We start from the raw sequence: 14670 nt of genomic DNA on the forward strand, positions 1-14670 counted from the left end.
TGGTACGGGAAGCATGTGGCGCGATATGCCAATGGTGCACTACGAGGTCGACATTGCGGGCCGTTGGCTCAGTGGGCACACCTGAGGGCCTGCCACCGCTTCCGGTGCAGGCCCTCAGGGTGGGGTGTTCACGGCTTGCTGGTAACCCACCGCATCCAAGCTCCGAGCCCGGCGACGGCGGCCTTCTCGCGGGTGGGTTCGGGTTGGTGTCGGGTGCGGGCGCCGTCGGCGAGCCGCCAGTTCCATCCGTTGCGGCCCGTCCGGCTGGTGCCGCCGTAGGACGGTTCGATGACGACGAGCACCTGCCCGCCGGACACGGCATGCCAGTTGCGGGTGTCCGGCCAGTCGGGGGCTTTGACGAGTTCGGCAGCATCAGCGACGGCTCGGGCCGCCTTCACGGAGAGGCGGCGGGTCACGTCGGGAACACGTCCGGATGGGAGGCCTTCCAGTCGAGCCACCGCTTAATCGGCTTGTCGTCGGCGATGGTGTGCGCGTGGTCCATGACCTGCTCAAGGGTGTACGGCCCGAACGCCTCGCTGGAATAGATCTCGCGCAGGCGCGGGGACTGCGGAACATAGAGCGGGCCCATAGTCCAGGACTGGCGCCGGTAGCCCCAGTCGCCGTCGGCGTACTTCCGGAAGATAACCCCGTTGGCGCCGCCGTCCACGTCGAGGGGGCGCCCGGCTAGCTTGCCGAGGTAGGAGGGGTTGTACCAGTAGGCCTTGTACTCGTCGAGGTAAGAGGCGAGCATCGCGGCCTCCGCGCCGGTGGGACGCACGGGGCTCTCGCGGTCAAAGGCGACGAGGTAGCGCCACATGGGGTGGCTGCCGGTCACTGCAATGCGAAGGTCCACCAGGGGGTCATCGCGGTCGGCGTCGGCGCCGAACGGCCAGGTGGTGGTCATGCCGTCCTCCGGTGCGCAGCATTCTTCCGGTCGGCGATCTTCTGGGCGCCCCGGCGTGTGAAGCTCGGGTGGCGGCTCACACCGGTCGCTGTGTCGTAGACGTAGAAGCTGCCGGGTCCGTGCTTCTCCACGACATAGCGCGGCTGGCTGGGAGCGCTCATCGGTCCTCCTATCGGTTGAGGCCGGGCAGGTCGTCCCAGCCGTGAACAAGCTTCGGGTTGTGCGCGGCGAGTACTTTCGATGCTGCCGCGATTTCGGCGAGCGCCACCTGCCTGCCTTCCTCGTACCGGCCGTGCCTGCACAGGCTGAGGCGGACGCAGGCTTCCCAGGACTGGCGGCGGGCGGCGCGCACCCGGGCCGGGAGTTGGTGGGCGGACAGGGCGGCGACCGCATCCGGGATGGGGATTGTGGTGCGGGGGAAGGCGATCACTTCGGGTCCTCGTCGTTGTACTCGCCCCACCCGGCGTCGATCTCGTTCTCGATGCATACCTGGACGATCGGCTCCATCGCGGCCGACTTCTCGCCCTCGGTCATCTGGTCCCAGCCAGCCGGGATCTCGTCGCCGGTGAGGACGAGTTCCTGCGTGCTGCCTGCGATGGCGTTCATGCCGACGTGGACGACGATGCGCTTCATTAGGGGCTCCTTGCGCGGCGGCGGTGTAGGCGGCCTGGAAGTGGGCGGTGGTTCGGCGGGCCCGGCCAGTGAAGGCCGGGCCGTGGGTGGGTCAGGCGGCCAGACGGCGGAGTTCCTGCTCGCCCTTGTGAAGTCCGGTCGCCGGCAACCACTCCCGCTCGGCCATCCGCATGCCGTTGAGCCGATCGGCAGCCCACGAGAGCGCGGCGGCCCGAACCGCATCCACGAAGCCGTCGGTCTCGCCGTCAACTCCGTAGCTGCTCGCGAAGTCGGGCTTGCGGTCGGCCCTTTGACCTTCGTTCGCCAGGGCCACGGCGATGTGATTCCGGAGTGTCGCCAAGCCCTCAGGGGCACTGTTCGTCGAGTCTTCGCCTCGGCCGTTGCCGTGGCGGTCGCCATGCTGAGGCTCGCTCGTAGCGGCCTGACCCTGGCTGCCCCGGCCGACGTTCGGCTGCTGCTCGGGGTAGATCGCCGTCACGGCGTACTGGTTGCTGCCGATGTACTCGGCCAGGGCGGCCAGGGCGGAGTCGAGGTCGTCTGCCTGCACTCGCACGTGGCTGCTTTTGACGTCCACGTATCGGCGGTAGGTGATCCCCCACGCCGGTCGGGTGTCTCGGGCGTCCGTCACGTGATCGATGCGAGCCTTCATTGCCGTCTCCCCTACTGATCTCCCTGGCGATGCCCCTTGCTCGGGGTGTAGCTACACCTTAAACTTCGGTGTAGCTACACCGCAAGCCGTTCGCTAGAGATTCTGTAGCTACACCCGTAGCTACGTGAGAGGAGAGGGAAGATGGCGCAGGTAGCTACACCTGGATACCGTCAGCGCATGTCACCGAATGCACCCAAGACCCCGGCCCGCCAGATCCGCATCGGGGACACCTGGTACGACTTCGACGCCGCCGCGAAGGCCATGGGCACCGAACGCGCAGCCCTGATCCGCGAGCTCATCGACTGGTACATCCGCGAACCCGGCGCCAAGCTGCCAAGCCGCCCCGACAGGGCGGTTGTCGAACAAGCTCGCGCCGAACGGGAAGGGGAGGGCGACCGCGCGTGACTATCAACCGCCGCCCTACCGCGCTTTACCGCGCCTTCGACTCCACCGGCCAGCTGCTCTACGTCGGCATATCGATCCACCCCGAGCAACGATTCAAGGAACATGCTTGGCAAAAGAGTTGGTGGCGCAGCGAAGTCGCTAGGACGACCGTCGAGTGGCACGACACCCGGATCCTTGCAGCGCAGGCGGAAGCGAGGGCTGTGCGAGACGAAGCGCCGGAGCGCAACTTGACACTTCCGGAAGAAGACGGGACTCCGAGGTTCCGTCACCTCATCTACGGCAGGCATCCAAGGCCTCTCCGAGAGGCCCGTGTCAGCTCCAAGCGAATCGGCCAGTTCAAGACCACCGACCAACTGTGGGCCACGTTCCGAGACGCAGTCGAAGGCAGCCCCGACCCCGAGGCCGACATGTCGAAGGTGCTCCGCCAGTTCCTCCGCTGGTATGTCCACGAGCCCGGCGCCAAGCTGCCCGACCGGCCCACCGCTGGCCCCTGGTCCAAGCCCGGAGAAGGCGACGACAGCTGATCCCCCGTTCCAGCCACCGGCAGCTGACGAGCTACCGATGCCGCACCCAGTACCGACGGAAGCCCCGGCCGGAGACGATCCCGGCCGGGGCTTCGACGTGCCGCAGGTCAGTTCCTGGACTTGTCGACGTCCTTCTGCCACACGGCCCGCCGCTGGTCGATGCGGGTGTCCTGCCGGACGGGCCCGCTGTAGTTGTGGTTGTGCACCTCCGGCATGGCGGCCTTCTTCGCCTTGCTGATCAGCCCGCCGATGGCGGTGGCGAGCATGGCCGCTCCGGCGAACGGGGCAATGATGATCCAGGCGAAGCGTTCGAGGCCGGGCACGCTGACCATGGACAGGCCCTTGAAGAACAGCCAGGCCGCGCAGCCGAGTCCGGTGGCGCCGGCGCCGACACCAATGGACGCGACTGCGAGACCGGTGGCCCACTGGGGGACGATGCGACTGTCGGGCTGGGTGACGGGCGGGGTGTCGCCGGCGCGCGGCCCGTCCTCGTAGGAGGGGATGCTGTCGTCGTCGACACGCACCCGGGTAGGGGGCTGCTTCTCGCGCTGCACGGCGGCATTGAGCGCGGCGAGCATCTGGTCGGCGGCCTGGTCGATGGTGGCGTCTCGGGTGGCCTGCCCGGCTGTGGTGGCGGGCGGCTCGGGCAGGACGGTCATGGTCGGGTTCTCCTAGTTGAGTTCGCCGGTGCCGGAGCACACAACGCAGCGGACGGTCTGGGTCTTGTGAATGCGGGACTCGATCGTGAAGTAGCCCCGGTCGCAGCCGGCGCCGCACGGAATGACTGGTTCGGCCTTGTAGTCGGGGTCGGGCTCATGGCCGCCAGCCCGGATGTTCCAGGCGGCGCCGATCGCTGCGGCTTTGGCCGCGGCGACGGTGTCGGATGCTGCACCGGTGGCGGCACGCACGGCCTTCTTGACGGGCCGTTTCAGGGCGCGCTTGGCGGCGTTCTTCTGCCTGCGGGCGGCGGGTTTGATGATCCGTTTCCAGTACACGTCGCGGACGGCCCGCTTGATGTCGTCCGGGGTGACGTCGGGGTGCAGCACACCCTCGATGGCGGCGCCGCCGATGATGACGTGGAAGGTGTCGTCGTCCTCGGCGCGCTGCCGGCCCGTGCGGGCGGCGTTGATCATCTTCAGGTCGCCGAGGGTGATCAACGGTTCTTCCCAGCTGTGGGACTGCCAGCAGTTGCCGCGAACGGGGAAGGCGTCAATCCATCCGGTGCCGTCGAGAGTGAAGGCCTCGGAGGCGCATTCGGGGCACAGGTAGGGGTGTCCGTTGATCGTCATCTGCTGGATCTTCAGGGTGAGCATCTACCGGACCTTCCTCTCATTTAGGTCGGACAGAGGCTGGACGGGGCAAGGAAACGTGCAGGTGAGGGGTTGGACAGGGGTCGGACAGCGAAGGTCAGGCGATGGGTTAGCTGTCCGTGTCTGTCCGACCGGCGTCCAACCTGCGACCTGCGGTTATGTGGCGGCTGTCCGACCGGTGTCCGACGTCAGGGACGGGCATTTCGGGCGGCGATGATGTCGGCGAGGGTGTAGCCGAGGGTTCGCTCCCCGTCCGGTCCGGTGACCTTCTTCGCTTCCAGGTCGGTGCCGAGCGAGTCCAGTTCGTCCTTCAGTAGCTTGCCGACGCGGGATGACCAGGCGCGCTCCGCTTCCCCGTCCCGCTGGCCGTACTTCGCGACCTGCGTAGCGGCGAGCGCCCGGAACACCTCGGCGTTCGATGCGGCGTCCCGGCCTGTTCCGCGGGCCGTGATCTCCAGCCGCTCCAGCAAGGTGACGCGGACGATGCGCCCGTTGCCGCGCTCGCCGCCTGCAGCCGACGAGACGCCGGTCCACGCGATCAGCTTCTCCTCGATCGGGTCGCGCCACTGTCCAGGCAGGCGGCCGGCGGCCTTCCGCAGCTCGTAGGCGTCGGCGATGATCGGCGCCTTGTCGTCGTCGTCGATGAAGAACGAGCGCAGCGAGACGGTGCCGAGGTCGGGCGACTTGAACCAGAACCGGCCCGGCTGGTCGAGGGGGATCAGCGACGCGTCGTAGCCCTGTCCAGCCATGCCGTCGCCGAGGATCGTGTTGGAGGCGTTCGGCGACTCGGTGTTCATCGCGGCACGGGAGATCAGGTTCTGGCGGAGCCGACCGCGCACGATGTCGACCTCCGGAACCTGAGTGGCCGCCGCCAGAAGTACACCGAGGCCGGCGCCCACGGCGCCGATCTGGGCGAGACTCTCGACGATCTCATCGACGTAGGGGCTGGTGCCCTTGGCCGTGTACGTGGCCAGCTCGTCGATGTCGATGAGCTCGATGCCGCCGATCGCTTCGATCAGATCCTCGGTGAGCTTGGACTTCCCGCGCTCGTCGAGAAAGTCCGCGCGCCGGTCCAGATCCTCCAAGACGGCCCGCAGGAACAGGGCCAGCCTCTCGGGGTTCTTCTTGACGAACGTGGCCAGGAGGCCGGAGAACGCGTTGTGCTCACCGGACGCCTTGCCGTCGAAGAGGCGCAGGTTGACCCGGACGTCCTTGGCGGCCCCGAGGTTGAGGTTGGCCAGGAAGACGCCCTTGCCGCGGCGGGTGGCGCCACCGACGAGCATCATCGTGTCGCGGACGCGGACGCGGACGGTGTTCCCTCGTTTCCCAAAGGCGAGCGGGGCGCCGTCGTTCCACAGGTCGAGTTTGCCCTTGTGGCCGATGAGCGGGGAGGTGTGGGCGCTGGCGAACGGGTCTTCGCGGGAGACCCAGATTTCCAGACGGGACTCGCTGCTGCCTGCGCCGCGGCCCACGCCGAGGTCGAGCCAGTCACTGTGGACAGCGAGCGCCGAGGCAATCTCCTTCTTCTTGGCCAGGGCGAGGGAGGCGGGCATGCCGGACGGCAGATCGACGGCGTAGGCGATGCCGGGGCCTTCGGTGTGAGGCAATCCGATGCCGCGGATCTCGGCCGCCCGCTTCTCGGATACGACGCCTGCCTCGACGAGGACGCGCCGCATGGCCTCCTCGCCGAGATGCGAGGTGCGGGTGGGGGCCTGGACCGGGGCGACCGTGGGCTCGTCGGGGCGGCCGAAGTAGGCGCCGGTGATGACGAAGGCGAGCGCGAGGAGCAGCTGCATCCACCAGCTGCCAGCCAGGACCGCGGCGCCGGTCCCGCCGACTGCGATCACACCGCAGATGCCGGTGCGGATCCAGTGCCGCTTCTTGTGGGCCTTGAACTCGGCACGCCGGACTTCGAGCATCGCGCGGGCCCTGGACTCGTCGGCCGCCCGCTTGTCGCCGCGCGGCTGCTCCTGCGCCTGGCGCAGCATCAGCTTGGCGGTGGCGATGTGCTGCCGGTAGTCGTCGTGCCGGGCCTGCCACCACCGCTTGCACAGGCGCCGGTAGCCGCGCACCGACCAGCCCAGGTAGTAGATCGAGTGGCCGGCGTGGAAGCGCATCCAGTCGAGGCTGTTGTCGCGGGCGTACAAGGCCCACTGCCGCAGCTGCTCGCGGGACATCATCCAGGCGGGGCGGGGGCGCTTCTCGAAGTCGAAGACGTGGGTCGGCTCGCGGTCCTTGGTGAGGGTGGCGGCCAGCTTGTCCCACTCCGGGTCGGGGGTGCTGCTCGGGGTCGTCTCGATGGTCACGTCTCGTCCTTCTCGGAGGTCTGCTCGATGGACGCCTGCTTCTTCGCGAGCGGGCTGTAGGGCTCCGTCTGACCGGGCCGACGGACGGGCGGAGTGCCGCCGTTGTTGCGGCGCCCGTCGGGGGCGTTGGGGTCGCGCTTCATTCGGGGACCCTTTTGGGAATCGACCAGCGATCGAGCACCCAGAACGGGCATGTCGGTGACGGTGCGCATGTGGGCCTGCGCGGCGCGCGACTGAGCCTCGATTTCGGCTCGGATCCCGACCGTCTTGCAACCGGTGACGAGGAACCAAGACTCGGCCCAGATCTGGTCGGTGACGTAGCGGGATCCGCGGGCGGACCGGATCGCATCGGCGACCTTCCACACGTCATCGTGTGCCGCCGCGCGGTCGGCATCCTTGCGCGCCTGCTCCTCCTCGACCGCCTTCTCGCGGGCCGCCTTCTCGGCCGCCGCCTTCTCCTCCGCGGCCTGCTTCTCGGCGCGCGCCTTCTCCCGGGCGGCAGCCGCATCCGCGGACGCCTTCGTGGCGGCCCGCTGCTCCCGCCACGACGGGATCCCGTCGGCCTTCTGGGCGATGCCGTGCTCATAGGCCATCAGGACGATCGGCCCGCCGAGCGAGGCGATGGCGCCGATGAGACCGGCGTTGAAGCCGATCGCCGCATCGGTCATGCCGCCGTACAGGTTGATGCCGGCGGCGATGATCGCGCCGAGCATGATGCCGACCCGGTAGGGGGCAACGTCGCGGCGATGGGCGACCGCCCACGCGGCACCGAACGCCAGGACCAGCGCGAGGCCTTCGAGCAGAGCCGGGGCGGCGATGAGGAAGGGCCGCTTCGGGTCCCAGAAGTGCATGAACTGGACGGGCGCGGCGATGATCAGGCCGACGGCGTAGATGCCGCGGGCCCCCCACTTCCACCAGCGTTCCGCGCGGGCCTGATCCTTCGCCCGCTGCTTCTCGGCGGTTTCGGCGTCGGCTTCGGCCTGCTTCGTCTTGTCCTCATCGGCCTTGTGCTTGGCGGTTTCGGCGTTCTTCTTGGCGACGTAGGCGTCGTGGTCGACCTGCTTGCGTTCCAGGGCGATGCGGGCCCGCTCGTTGACGAGCCGCTGCTGCTCGGCCTGCTCTGCGGCGAGGGTGCGGGCGGCGTCGGCCTCCCCCTGCGCCTTGATGCGGACGGCTTCGGCTTCGGCGGCGGCCTTGGTCCGGATCGCCTCCGCCTCGGCCAGGGCGCGCGGGTCGTAGCCCGGCGCCTGGCCGTTGACCTTCTTCTCGACGGACATGGCGGTCACGGTGATCAATCCCTTCAGGGGTCAGTGGCTGATCAGGTAGGTGATGACGATGAGCGGGCCGGGCAGCAAGATCCCGGCGGCGTACAGGAGGCGCATCACGGCCGCCGCCTGCGAGTGCTTCGCCAGCCAAAGCCGCCGGGAAGGTTCTGTGAGACGGTGTCGCGGCCGGTCGAACTGCGGGTGTAGCGCGGCCCGCTGCCGGATCCGAACGTCACCGACCAGGAACGCCGGTTGATGTTCAGCCGAACCCCGGGCAGGATCCGGAAGCTCTTGCGGAACGTGATCGGCATCAGGCACCTGCTGGGTGCGGGACGGGCCGGTGGCGCAGCCAGGCAACGGCTGCGATGAGCAGCAGGACGGGCCCGGGGATCGCACCGAGCACGACGCCGGCACCAGCGAAGGCGAGGCCGATCGGGGCGGCGGCTGCCGGCCAGGCGCCGACAACCAGCAGGAAGATCGCAAGCAGCGACCATGCGATGACACGGAACATGACGGCCTCTCTCAGGCTGGTTCTGGGTGGGGGTGGTGCTGTGCCAGTTCTCCTTGGCCCCCGTGCGGGACGGGGACCGCGGACAGCCGGTCAGTGACGGTTGATGCCGGGGTGGCCGTTGATCATGTGGTCGACGCACTGCGGGCAGTCCTTGCGCGAGCCGAGATGCCGGTGCGCGTTCCGGTCGTGGGCGTGCCTCCAGCACTGGCGGCACTCGCCCCGCGGCGGCTCGTTCGGGTCCGCCATCAGCTCGCCTTCGGCCTGCTGGCGGCGTCGAGCAACCGCCCGGCCGCATCCTCGGCCTGTCGCTCCGCCACGAGGTCGCCCTGGCGGGCTGCCTCGTCGGCGCGGTCGAGGAGGGCGCTCGCGCCGTCAGTCAGGGCGGCGTACTCGGCGGCGGTGTCGGTCTGCTTCGGCATCAGAACTCCTGGTGAAGGGATGGATAGGTGAGGTCAGGCGGCGGCGAGGAGGCCGAGCGCTTCGTCAAGGGCCGGCCACAGCCGGTCGGTGCGGCCGTAGACGGGGTCGATGAGGGTGACCTGCCAGGCCGCCTCGATCTCGGCGAGCGCCGCCCACGAGGTGCCGAGCCAGATGTGCCGCAGATCCGAACGGGAGAGGTGGCCGCCGAACGCGGTGTACGCCTCGCCGTCGATCGTGGTCGCGGTGATGCCGGGCCGCCGGCTGGACTCGTCGACGGTGCGGACAAGGATCGTCAGGCGCTGCGCCTCCGCCACCCGGGCGAGAGCGTTCAGCAGCTGCTCATCGCGGGTTCCTCTCGGGATGGGGCGGATGGGGTGGGAAGGTCAGGCGGCGGCCGGGTAGTCGAAGCTGACCGGCGCCGGACCGATGTGCAGGTCAATGCAGTGCGACCGCCAGTCCAGGTGGACAGGGCACGTCTGGCGCTCCGAGTCCGGCACCGCGTAGGCGGTCTCCCGCCACAGGGCGCGGGCGAAGTCGTCGCCGAACAACTCGGCCATCGCATCGGCGACCGTGGTGCGCTCCCGCCGCTTCGCAGCCAGCGCAGTCTTCGTGGCGAGATCGGCATCGGACAGAACGAACGGAGACATGGCAGTGCCTTTCGCGTGGTGAACAGAAGAGAGATGGGGTGGTGCGGGGTGGAAAGCCGCGGCGGCGGGTGCCGTGGGGGTCGGATTTCTCCGCCGACGCGGTGGTCTAGGGCCTAGCCCTTGGGCCGGGACTCGGCCCGCCGGTTGGCCTCGGCGACCTTGCGGGAAAGCTCGGCGTGCTGGTCGTCAGTCACCGGACTCACCGCCGTCGCCGAAGGGCGGATAGATGGTGGCGCGGATAGCGCCGCGGACCTCGGTTGGGCCCTTGCCGTGCCGGAACTGCGCGTACAGGTGAGTGACACCGTCGGAGCCGACACGCTCGGGCTTCACGTCGGCGCCGAGGCAGCCGGCCCACGTCCTGTGTGCGGCCCGCATCCGCTCCGGGCTCGTCGCCAACGAATCCACGTCGCCGACCAGAGCGCCCGACGTTGCAATCGTCCACGACAGCGCAGGCAAACCCAGCTCGACCGCCGACGCCAGGAACTCGCCGAGCGCCCGGTGCGCATCCCGCTGCCAGCGCAGCTTGTACGTGTTGGAGTCACTCACCACGCTCACCGCCCGGCGCGACGACGAGGAAGCTGTCCGAGTCGAGGTCCATGACGACGGCGGCCGACTGGCCCTCCTCGCGGCGGGCCTGCGCGAACTCCTCCGCTGGCCACGAACCACGCGGGGAACCGGCCGGGAAACGCTCCAGGATCTGGCGGGCGGTCATGACGCGCATCCCGGGTAGGCCTCGCCCTTGTCGCACGCCTTGTACGTGCTGCGCAGCACCTTGAACGTCGCGCTGCTCCCGTCCTCCTTGCGGACCGTCAGCTTGTACGTCCACTGCTTCGTCGCCGACCAGTACGTGCGATGCGTGGCTGTCACCGTCCCCGCCGGACCCTGCGCGGGCTGACAGGCGGTCAACGCCAGGGCGGCAGCCGTCACGGACACGGCCAGGAGCTTCAGCCGTCGCATCACACACCGCCGACGAGGTCGAGGCGGCCGGCGGCCTCCAGCTGGCACAGGCAGTGGCCCATCTCGTCGCGGACGTACTCGCAGCCCTCGTAGTCGCCGCCCGCGGCAAGTGCCTGGTAGTGGGCGGACGCCTGCCGGTAGCGGGTCGCCGTCTCCGCGGGGGCGATCAGGTCCAGGCGCTTCGCCTCGGCGAGCACGGCCACCGACTCGGCGATCGTCTGCTGCGCCTCGCCGAACGCATCCACCTCGGCCGGCTTCAACTCCGATGCGGGCTTCGCGGCCAGCTCGTCGAAGCGGGCCGTCGCAACCTCGTAGCGGGTCACGGCACGAACGACGGGCAGCGGGAGGAACGCGCGCTCCAACCTCGCCAGCGATACGGCGGCGGAGGTCGGGAGCGGGGCGGTGGGGGTACTGGTGGGGGTTGCCGTGGCCATCAGGCCACCTCCTCGTCGGTGAGGATCTCGGACTCCTGCATGTACGCCTCGACGTTCGAGCGCTTGCACCTGAAGCCGCGGCGCCGCTTCTCGCCGACCCCGAAGCGCATGGCCTTGAGGTGGCCAGCGTCGGCGAGGCGATAGACGGTGGCGACGTGGACCTTCATCAGGGCTGCGACCTGCTTGGCGTTCAGCAGTTCGTCGGCCTCGTCCGGTTCGGCGGCTCGGCCTTCGGCGATCATGCGGGCTCCAAGGTCTAGTCGTTGGCGAACTCCTTCGAAGGAGATCTCGATGGGTTCAACCATGCAGTCCTTCGAAGGAGTTGTCAAGCTCGCCAAGTGAACTGAGTTCGCAGCGTTTTGGGCGCACGAAAAAGCCCCCACAGCTGCTGCTGCGGGGGCTTTCCTCGTGACCACTCAGGGGATGTCGAACTCGCTCTCCAGGATGTACTTGGTGCCATCCAAGGTCATCTCGTTGACCTCGACGGCTCGCCCCTCCTGGTCCCAGACGACGCGCTCAATGAGGACGATCGACATGCCCGGGCTGATGTCCAATTTCTCGACCTCGTCAGGCATGACCACGCGCGCCCTGGCCCGCTCTCGGGCCTTGACGGGCTTCCGACCCACGTCCGCGAGCCGCTGATAGGAGCCGCCCGGCCCGGTGTCCTCCTGGTCAACGCCTGCCTCTCGGGCTAGGTCCGCGGGGATGTACGAAGTGGCAAGCTGGTAGGTCATGCCATCGAGCGAGAAAGATCGACTTCGACGGCAAACTTGCCCCTCCCCCAGATGCTCCGCGACGCTATCCGGCGCTTCGATGAAGTCAACCGCAACGCAAACAGTGGGCTCGCGGCCTTCCAGGTCGACACTCTGGATCGACCGGCCAGCCTCGCGGACCGCGTTCGCAAGACGTCGCTGCGGGTTACGCAGAAACTTCTTCGGGTCGCGGACGTAGACGCCCTTGCCGTGCATGCTCACCGCATGCCCGTCCGCCTTGAGCAGGAGGTATGCCGATCGCACTGTGGAGTTGGAGACTCCCTTGCTCTCGATCAGCTCGGTTTCGCTGGGCAGTCGATCGCCTGGCGCGAGCTCCCCTGACTGGATTCGGGCGAGTAGCTCCGCGGCGAGCTCCCTGTACAGGAACCGCCCGGGTTCCCCCTTGCGTGGTGCCACTGACCCTCCTCGATCGACTTCTTCGAAGATGTTATCTACCTGCCATTCCGTGATGCGAACTGAGCGAAACGAGCGAAGGGCTTGACTCCTTCGAAGGACTTAAGCCACGGTGAGTGTGGCAGCCCCAACGGCTTCATGTCATGGGCCGGAGGTCGGCTGCGACTGCTCTGCGTGCCCGAAAGGACGCCGCCTATGCCTCAGCGCACCGCGCTCTACCGCTACCTGGACGTCGATGGACGCCCCCTATACATCGGGATCACCTGCAACGTGAAGGAGCGCCGAAAGTCGCACACCCACAGCCCCTGGGACCGGGAAGCCGCGGACTTCACCGTCGAGTGGCACGACTCGCTCGACGCCGCGCTAGCCGCAGAGCTGCGGGCGATCAAGGCTGAGAAGCCGACCTACAACCGGGCCCACAACTTCGGTGACATATCGCTCGCCGAGGTGGACTGGCCGTCCCTCGCCCCCGAGCACCGCATCAAGGCGCTCCTCCTGGCGGAGCTGATGCAGGGAGAAATCGATCGTGGTCGGTGGCCGGTCGGTCACCGCATCCCGAGTCCACACAAACTGGCCGCGCACGTCAGCGTCGGCGAGGGCACCGCCATCTTCGCCATGAAGAAGCTCGTCCGTCGCCAATACGCCTACACCCAATGGGGCGCCGGACACTTCGTTCGATTGCCGCCGCCGAAGTCTTCCGGCCGTTCCGCTTATCGGTCTTCCCTGTGGGCGCTTTACCGCGAGGGGTAGCGCATCCTATCCGCTCCGCCAACTCTCAGTTTCCCGCTGGTCAGGGAGCTGGATGGAGGGGCTGGATGAGTCCGCTACGCCGCGCGAATTGCAGCCCCCACCGACGCGCTGCCCGCTGTTTGTGGCAGCGTCCCTCTGAACGCGAACGGCCCGGTGCGTCAACACCGGGCCAGTTCTTCCACAGCGGATTGCCGTCCGCTGCCTCAACCCCATCCCGATCAAGAGAGTAGGTCTGCTCATGACTGTATCCGACGGTTGCGCGCTTCCCCAGCGGAAGACGTCTGCGGCTTCCGCTGCACCCGATCTCCTCGATGTCCCGCTCGCGGATCTGCTGGCTGCGCACGGCGTGGAGCTGGTCGAGTCGAGCATCACGGATGCTACGTTTTTCGGCGCGTTCGTCGAGCGGCGGGACGGCGGGCGAATCCTGTCGATGCCGGCGGGCCGGAGCGCCTTCGAGCGCGACACGGCGGCTCGGATGCTGCTGGCGGACGGTTTGGGGCTGGACGCTGCGCCGGTTCCGGAGCCGCTGGCGCTGTCCCGGGTCTGACCGGTGCCTGCAAGGGCCTCGCCTGTGGTCTAGTCGGGGCCCTTTTGCCGCTGCTTTGGCCGTCCTCTTGGCTACCTCTGCGACACCTTCTGCCCTACCTCTTCCCTCTGGCCTCGGCCCTCGTAGACTGGCCGGGCTCTCCCCGAAAGGACCTTGTAATGCGCCCCGCCGATTTCCGCGATCACCTCGTTGACCTGCTGAAAAACAGTCCGGAGGTGCAGCAGGTGGCTGTGCCTGATGGTGGCCCTTACCCCTACGCCCTGTCGGCGGTGGTGGCAGGTAAGGAGCTGCGCTGGCAGGTGATCGGGCAGTTGGCGGATGGGTCGAAGCACGACACTCCGACGGCTCCTGTGGAGGGTCAGCCGCCGGCTTGGACGGATGCTCCGGCGTCGGCGTCTCCGGATGCGTGGCTGGCTGGCGTTTTGGGCCGGTCGGAGCCGAGGGATGTTGAGCGGCTGGATGTGTGGTCGGCCCAGGAGGACAGGGATTCGCGGGGGCTGACGGTGCGGTTCCGGAATGGCGAGCGTGCTTTTGTGCGCCTCATTTGATCCCTTTCGGCTTTCTTGCTGCGGGCGCACGGTGGTGTGTACGTCGAGCGAAGGAGTCGGGGATGGTCAGCGTGCGTGGTCGACGGTTTGATCCGGGCCGGTTTGAGGCGGCGTGCTCGCAGTGTGGTGCTTGGGTTGGTGCGGAGAAGGGTCAGCCGGCGGCGCATCATCAGAAGCCGGGGAGTCGGGAGACGTGCCCGGGTAGTGGCCAGCCGACGCAGTGAGCAGCTCGTAGTGAAGGGCCCAGCCTCAACCCGAGGCCGGGCCCTTCATGCTTCTCTCGATAGGAGATCGATGCCCCTCTCCCCTGTCGCCGCGGCCGTGATTGTCCACGCTCACCGCCTGCTCCTGATCCGCCGCGCCTCCCAGGAGGGCGCCCTGGTCTGGCAGCTGCCAGCTGGCAAGGTGCACCGGGGCGAGCATTCGTCGGCTACGGCGGTGCGTGAGGCCCGGGAGGAGGCGGGGGTGACGGTGGAGGCGACGGGCTTGCTGGGTGAGCGGGTGCATCCGGCGACGGCCCGGCCGATGAGCTATTGGGCGTGCACGCTGCTGGCCGGCGAGGCGCATCCGGCGTCGCCGCGGGAGGTTGCGGAGGTGGCGTGGGTGGACCGGGCCGGGCTGGCGAGGTTGGTGCCGGGTGGGCTGTACGCGCCGGTGCAGGCGTGGGTGGATAGCCAGTTGGCAGAGTGACGAC

General features: G+C 68.4%; 28 protein-coding genes. 6 read left to right on the plus strand and 22 right to left on the minus strand.

Annotated features, from left to right (window positions below; genetic code table 11):
* Window positions 1–128: 128 nt before the first annotated feature.
* The 6 genes from ABZT93_RS27500 to ABZT93_RS27525 all read right to left on the minus strand — a co-directional run bounded on the left by ABZT93_RS27500 (window position 129) and on the right by ABZT93_RS27525 (window position 2186).
* Window positions 129–416: a hypothetical protein gene (locus ABZT93_RS27500; protein WP_356109559.1), complete on the minus strand. Its 288-nt coding sequence runs from the start codon at window positions 414–416 to the stop codon at window positions 129–131.
* The gene (locus ABZT93_RS27505) at window positions 413–904 is read right to left on the minus strand and encodes a hypothetical protein (protein ID WP_356109562.1); all 492 of its coding nucleotides are present in this window, start codon (window positions 902–904) and stop codon (window positions 413–415) included. Before ABZT93_RS27505 ends, ABZT93_RS27500 begins: the two co-directional genes overlap by 4 nt.
* Window positions 901–1065: a hypothetical protein gene (locus ABZT93_RS27510; RefSeq protein ID WP_356109565.1), complete on the minus strand. Its 165-nt coding sequence runs from the start codon at window positions 1063–1065 to the stop codon at window positions 901–903. Before ABZT93_RS27510 ends, ABZT93_RS27505 begins: the two co-directional genes overlap by 4 nt.
* 8 nt (window positions 1066–1073) lie before the next feature.
* Window positions 1074–1334, minus strand: coding sequence for a hypothetical protein (locus tag ABZT93_RS27515; protein WP_356109568.1), 261 nt, complete (start codon window positions 1332–1334; stop codon window positions 1074–1076).
* Entirely contained in the window at window positions 1331–1537 is a 207-nt protein-coding gene (locus ABZT93_RS27520; RefSeq protein WP_356109571.1) for a hypothetical protein, read from the minus strand. The genes ABZT93_RS27515 and ABZT93_RS27520 overlap by 4 nt, the downstream gene beginning before the upstream one ends.
* Before the next feature lie 91 nt (window positions 1538–1628).
* On the minus strand, window positions 1629–2186 hold the full coding sequence (locus ABZT93_RS27525; RefSeq protein ID WP_356109574.1) for a hypothetical protein: 558 nt from the start codon (window positions 2184–2186) through the stop codon (window positions 1629–1631).
* Between the two features lie 177 nt (window positions 2187–2363).
* Here ABZT93_RS27525 and ABZT93_RS27530 point away from each other — a divergent pair, with 177 nt between their 5' ends.
* Together ABZT93_RS27530 and ABZT93_RS27535 are read left to right on the plus strand one after the other, a co-directional pair.
* Window positions 2364–2591 (plus strand): hypothetical protein, encoded by a 228-nt coding sequence (locus ABZT93_RS27530; RefSeq protein ID WP_356109575.1) that lies wholly within the window; start codon window positions 2364–2366, stop codon window positions 2589–2591.
* Complete coding sequence (locus ABZT93_RS27535; RefSeq protein ID WP_356109577.1) at window positions 2588–3115, plus strand: GIY-YIG nuclease family protein; 528 nt, start codon at window positions 2588–2590, stop codon at window positions 3113–3115. Before ABZT93_RS27530 ends, ABZT93_RS27535 begins: the two co-directional genes overlap by 4 nt.
* 107 nt (window positions 3116–3222) lie before the next feature.
* Here the strand turns inward: ABZT93_RS27535 and ABZT93_RS27540 are convergent, their stop codons facing one another.
* The 16 genes from ABZT93_RS27540 to ABZT93_RS27615 all read right to left on the minus strand — a co-directional run bounded on the left by ABZT93_RS27540 (window position 3223) and on the right by ABZT93_RS27615 (window position 12134).
* Complete coding sequence (locus ABZT93_RS27540) at window positions 3223–3774, minus strand: hypothetical protein (RefSeq protein ID WP_356109579.1); 552 nt, start codon at window positions 3772–3774, stop codon at window positions 3223–3225.
* A gap of 12 nt (window positions 3775–3786) precedes the next feature.
* Complete coding sequence (locus ABZT93_RS27545; RefSeq protein WP_356109582.1) at window positions 3787–4428, minus strand: hypothetical protein; 642 nt, start codon at window positions 4426–4428, stop codon at window positions 3787–3789.
* A 185-nt stretch (window positions 4429–4613) separates the two neighbouring features.
* Window positions 4614–6731 (minus strand): FtsK/SpoIIIE domain-containing protein, encoded by a 2118-nt coding sequence (locus ABZT93_RS27550; RefSeq protein WP_356109585.1) that lies wholly within the window; start codon window positions 6729–6731, stop codon window positions 4614–4616.
* On the minus strand, window positions 6728–8017 hold the full coding sequence (locus tag ABZT93_RS27555; RefSeq protein ID WP_356109586.1) for a hypothetical protein: 1290 nt from the start codon (window positions 8015–8017) through the stop codon (window positions 6728–6730). Before ABZT93_RS27555 ends, ABZT93_RS27550 begins: the two co-directional genes overlap by 4 nt.
* A gap of 95 nt (window positions 8018–8112) precedes the next feature.
* Window positions 8113–8307 carry a DUF4236 domain-containing protein gene (locus ABZT93_RS27560; protein WP_356109589.1) on the minus strand — a complete coding sequence of 65 codons (195 nt, stop codon included), beginning with the start codon at window positions 8305–8307 and terminating at the stop codon, window positions 8113–8115.
* Window positions 8307–8507: a hypothetical protein gene (locus ABZT93_RS27565; RefSeq protein WP_356109591.1), complete on the minus strand. Its 201-nt coding sequence runs from the start codon at window positions 8505–8507 to the stop codon at window positions 8307–8309. Before ABZT93_RS27565 ends, ABZT93_RS27560 begins: the two co-directional genes overlap by 1 nt.
* A 90-nt stretch (window positions 8508–8597) precedes the next feature.
* Complete coding sequence (locus tag ABZT93_RS27570) at window positions 8598–8753, minus strand: pRL2-8 (RefSeq protein WP_356109594.1); 156 nt, start codon at window positions 8751–8753, stop codon at window positions 8598–8600.
* Window positions 8753–8926, minus strand: coding sequence for a hypothetical protein (locus ABZT93_RS27575; RefSeq protein WP_356109597.1), 174 nt, complete (start codon window positions 8924–8926; stop codon window positions 8753–8755). The genes ABZT93_RS27570 and ABZT93_RS27575 overlap by 1 nt, the downstream gene beginning before the upstream one ends.
* A gap of 33 nt (window positions 8927–8959) precedes the next feature.
* The gene (locus ABZT93_RS27580; protein ID WP_356109600.1) at window positions 8960–9241 is read right to left on the minus strand and encodes a hypothetical protein; all 282 of its coding nucleotides are present in this window, start codon (window positions 9239–9241) and stop codon (window positions 8960–8962) included.
* Between the two features lie 69 nt (window positions 9242–9310).
* A complete protein-coding gene (locus ABZT93_RS27585) occupies window positions 9311–9574 on the minus strand; it encodes a hypothetical protein (RefSeq protein ID WP_356109602.1) in 264 nt (87 codons plus the stop codon).
* Between the two features lie 186 nt (window positions 9575–9760).
* Entirely contained in the window at window positions 9761–10120 is a 360-nt protein-coding gene (locus tag ABZT93_RS27590; protein WP_356109604.1) for a hypothetical protein, read from the minus strand.
* On the minus strand, window positions 10113–10286 hold the full coding sequence (locus tag ABZT93_RS27595; RefSeq protein WP_356109606.1) for a hypothetical protein: 174 nt from the start codon (window positions 10284–10286) through the stop codon (window positions 10113–10115). Before ABZT93_RS27595 ends, ABZT93_RS27590 begins: the two co-directional genes overlap by 8 nt.
* Window positions 10283–10531: a hypothetical protein gene (locus ABZT93_RS27600; RefSeq protein WP_356109608.1), complete on the minus strand. Its 249-nt coding sequence runs from the start codon at window positions 10529–10531 to the stop codon at window positions 10283–10285. The genes ABZT93_RS27595 and ABZT93_RS27600 overlap by 4 nt, the downstream gene beginning before the upstream one ends.
* A complete protein-coding gene (locus ABZT93_RS27605) occupies window positions 10531–10965 on the minus strand; it encodes a hypothetical protein (protein ID WP_356109610.1) in 435 nt (144 codons plus the stop codon). The genes ABZT93_RS27600 and ABZT93_RS27605 overlap by 1 nt, the downstream gene beginning before the upstream one ends.
* The gene (locus ABZT93_RS27610) at window positions 10965–11207 is read right to left on the minus strand and encodes a helix-turn-helix domain-containing protein (RefSeq protein ID WP_356109612.1); all 243 of its coding nucleotides are present in this window, start codon (window positions 11205–11207) and stop codon (window positions 10965–10967) included. Before ABZT93_RS27610 ends, ABZT93_RS27605 begins: the two co-directional genes overlap by 1 nt.
* Window positions 11208–11381: 174 nt before the next feature.
* Window positions 11382–12134: a GntR family transcriptional regulator gene (locus ABZT93_RS27615; protein WP_356109615.1), complete on the minus strand. Its 753-nt coding sequence runs from the start codon at window positions 12132–12134 to the stop codon at window positions 11382–11384.
* 192 nt (window positions 12135–12326) lie between these two features.
* Here ABZT93_RS27615 and ABZT93_RS27620 point away from each other — a divergent pair, with 192 nt between their 5' ends.
* The 4 genes from ABZT93_RS27620 (at window position 12327) to ABZT93_RS27635 (ending at window position 14666) form a co-directional block, all read left to right on the plus strand.
* Window positions 12327–12881 carry a hypothetical protein gene (locus ABZT93_RS27620; RefSeq protein WP_356109617.1) on the plus strand — a complete coding sequence of 185 codons (555 nt, stop codon included), beginning with the start codon at window positions 12327–12329 and terminating at the stop codon, window positions 12879–12881.
* 238 nt (window positions 12882–13119) lie between these two features.
* Window positions 13120–13428, plus strand: a complete 309-nt coding sequence (locus ABZT93_RS27625) for a hypothetical protein (protein WP_356109619.1) — start codon at window positions 13120–13122, stop codon at window positions 13426–13428.
* Window positions 13429–13586: 158 nt separating this feature from the next.
* Window positions 13587–13976 carry a hypothetical protein gene (locus ABZT93_RS27630; protein ID WP_356109621.1) on the plus strand — a complete coding sequence of 130 codons (390 nt, stop codon included), beginning with the start codon at window positions 13587–13589 and terminating at the stop codon, window positions 13974–13976.
* 294 nt (window positions 13977–14270) lie between these two features.
* On the plus strand, window positions 14271–14666 hold the full coding sequence (locus tag ABZT93_RS27635) for an NUDIX domain-containing protein (RefSeq protein WP_356109624.1): 396 nt from the start codon (window positions 14271–14273) through the stop codon (window positions 14664–14666).
* Window positions 14667–14670: the final 4 nt, after the last annotated feature.

The organism is Streptomyces sp. NPDC005303 (assembly GCF_040607335.1).
Classification (GTDB): Bacteria; Actinomycetota; Actinomycetes; order Streptomycetales; family Streptomycetaceae; genus Streptomyces.

What these genes read in the sequence shown, in the direction of transcription:
- ABZT93_RS27510 (WP_356109565.1), bottom strand. Translation starts at nt 1,065, where the DNA reads ATGAGCGCTCCCAGCCAGCCGCGCTATGTCGTGGAGAAGCACGGACCC.
- ABZT93_RS27575 (WP_356109597.1), bottom strand. Translation starts at nt 8,926, where the DNA reads ATGCCGAAGCAGACCGACACCGCCGCCGAGTACGCCGCCCTGACTGAC.
- ABZT93_RS27525 (WP_356109574.1), bottom strand. Translation starts at nt 2,186, where the DNA reads ATGAAGGCTCGCATCGATCACGTGACGGACGCCCGAGACACCCGACCG.
- ABZT93_RS27520 (WP_356109571.1), bottom strand. Translation starts at nt 1,537, where the DNA reads ATGAAGCGCATCGTCGTCCACGTCGGCATGAACGCCATCGCAGGCAGC.
- ABZT93_RS27545 (WP_356109582.1), bottom strand. Translation starts at nt 4,428, where the DNA reads ATGCTCACCCTGAAGATCCAGCAGATGACGATCAACGGACACCCCTAC.
- ABZT93_RS27635 (WP_356109624.1), top strand. Translation starts at nt 14,271, where the DNA reads ATGCCCCTCTCCCCTGTCGCCGCGGCCGTGATTGTCCACGCTCACCGC.
- ABZT93_RS27560 (WP_356109589.1), bottom strand. Translation starts at nt 8,307, where the DNA reads ATGCCGATCACGTTCCGCAAGAGCTTCCGGATCCTGCCCGGGGTTCGG.
- ABZT93_RS27570 (WP_356109594.1), bottom strand. Translation starts at nt 8,753, where the DNA reads ATGGCGGACCCGAACGAGCCGCCGCGGGGCGAGTGCCGCCAGTGCTGG.
- ABZT93_RS27610 (WP_356109612.1), bottom strand. Translation starts at nt 11,207, where the DNA reads ATGATCGCCGAAGGCCGAGCCGCCGAACCGGACGAGGCCGACGAACTG.
- ABZT93_RS27540 (WP_356109579.1), bottom strand. Translation starts at nt 3,774, where the DNA reads ATGACCGTCCTGCCCGAGCCGCCCGCCACCACAGCCGGGCAGGCCACC.
- ABZT93_RS27595 (WP_356109606.1), bottom strand. Translation starts at nt 10,286, where the DNA reads ATGACCGCCCGCCAGATCCTGGAGCGTTTCCCGGCCGGTTCCCCGCGT.
- ABZT93_RS27585 (WP_356109602.1), bottom strand. Translation starts at nt 9,574, where the DNA reads ATGTCTCCGTTCGTTCTGTCCGATGCCGATCTCGCCACGAAGACTGCG.
- ABZT93_RS27605 (WP_356109610.1), bottom strand. Translation starts at nt 10,965, where the DNA reads ATGGCCACGGCAACCCCCACCAGTACCCCCACCGCCCCGCTCCCGACC.
- ABZT93_RS27630 (WP_356109621.1), top strand. Translation starts at nt 13,587, where the DNA reads ATGCGCCCCGCCGATTTCCGCGATCACCTCGTTGACCTGCTGAAAAAC.
- ABZT93_RS27600 (WP_356109608.1), bottom strand. Translation starts at nt 10,531, where the DNA reads ATGCGACGGCTGAAGCTCCTGGCCGTGTCCGTGACGGCTGCCGCCCTG.
- ABZT93_RS27530 (WP_356109575.1), top strand. Translation starts at nt 2,364, where the DNA reads ATGTCACCGAATGCACCCAAGACCCCGGCCCGCCAGATCCGCATCGGG.
- ABZT93_RS27565 (WP_356109591.1), bottom strand. Translation starts at nt 8,507, where the DNA reads ATGTTCCGTGTCATCGCATGGTCGCTGCTTGCGATCTTCCTGCTGGTT.
- ABZT93_RS27505 (WP_356109562.1), bottom strand. Translation starts at nt 904, where the DNA reads ATGACCACCACCTGGCCGTTCGGCGCCGACGCCGACCGCGATGACCCC.
- ABZT93_RS27625 (WP_356109619.1), top strand. Translation starts at nt 13,120, where the DNA reads ATGACTGTATCCGACGGTTGCGCGCTTCCCCAGCGGAAGACGTCTGCG.
- ABZT93_RS27620 (WP_356109617.1), top strand. Translation starts at nt 12,327, where the DNA reads ATGCCTCAGCGCACCGCGCTCTACCGCTACCTGGACGTCGATGGACGC.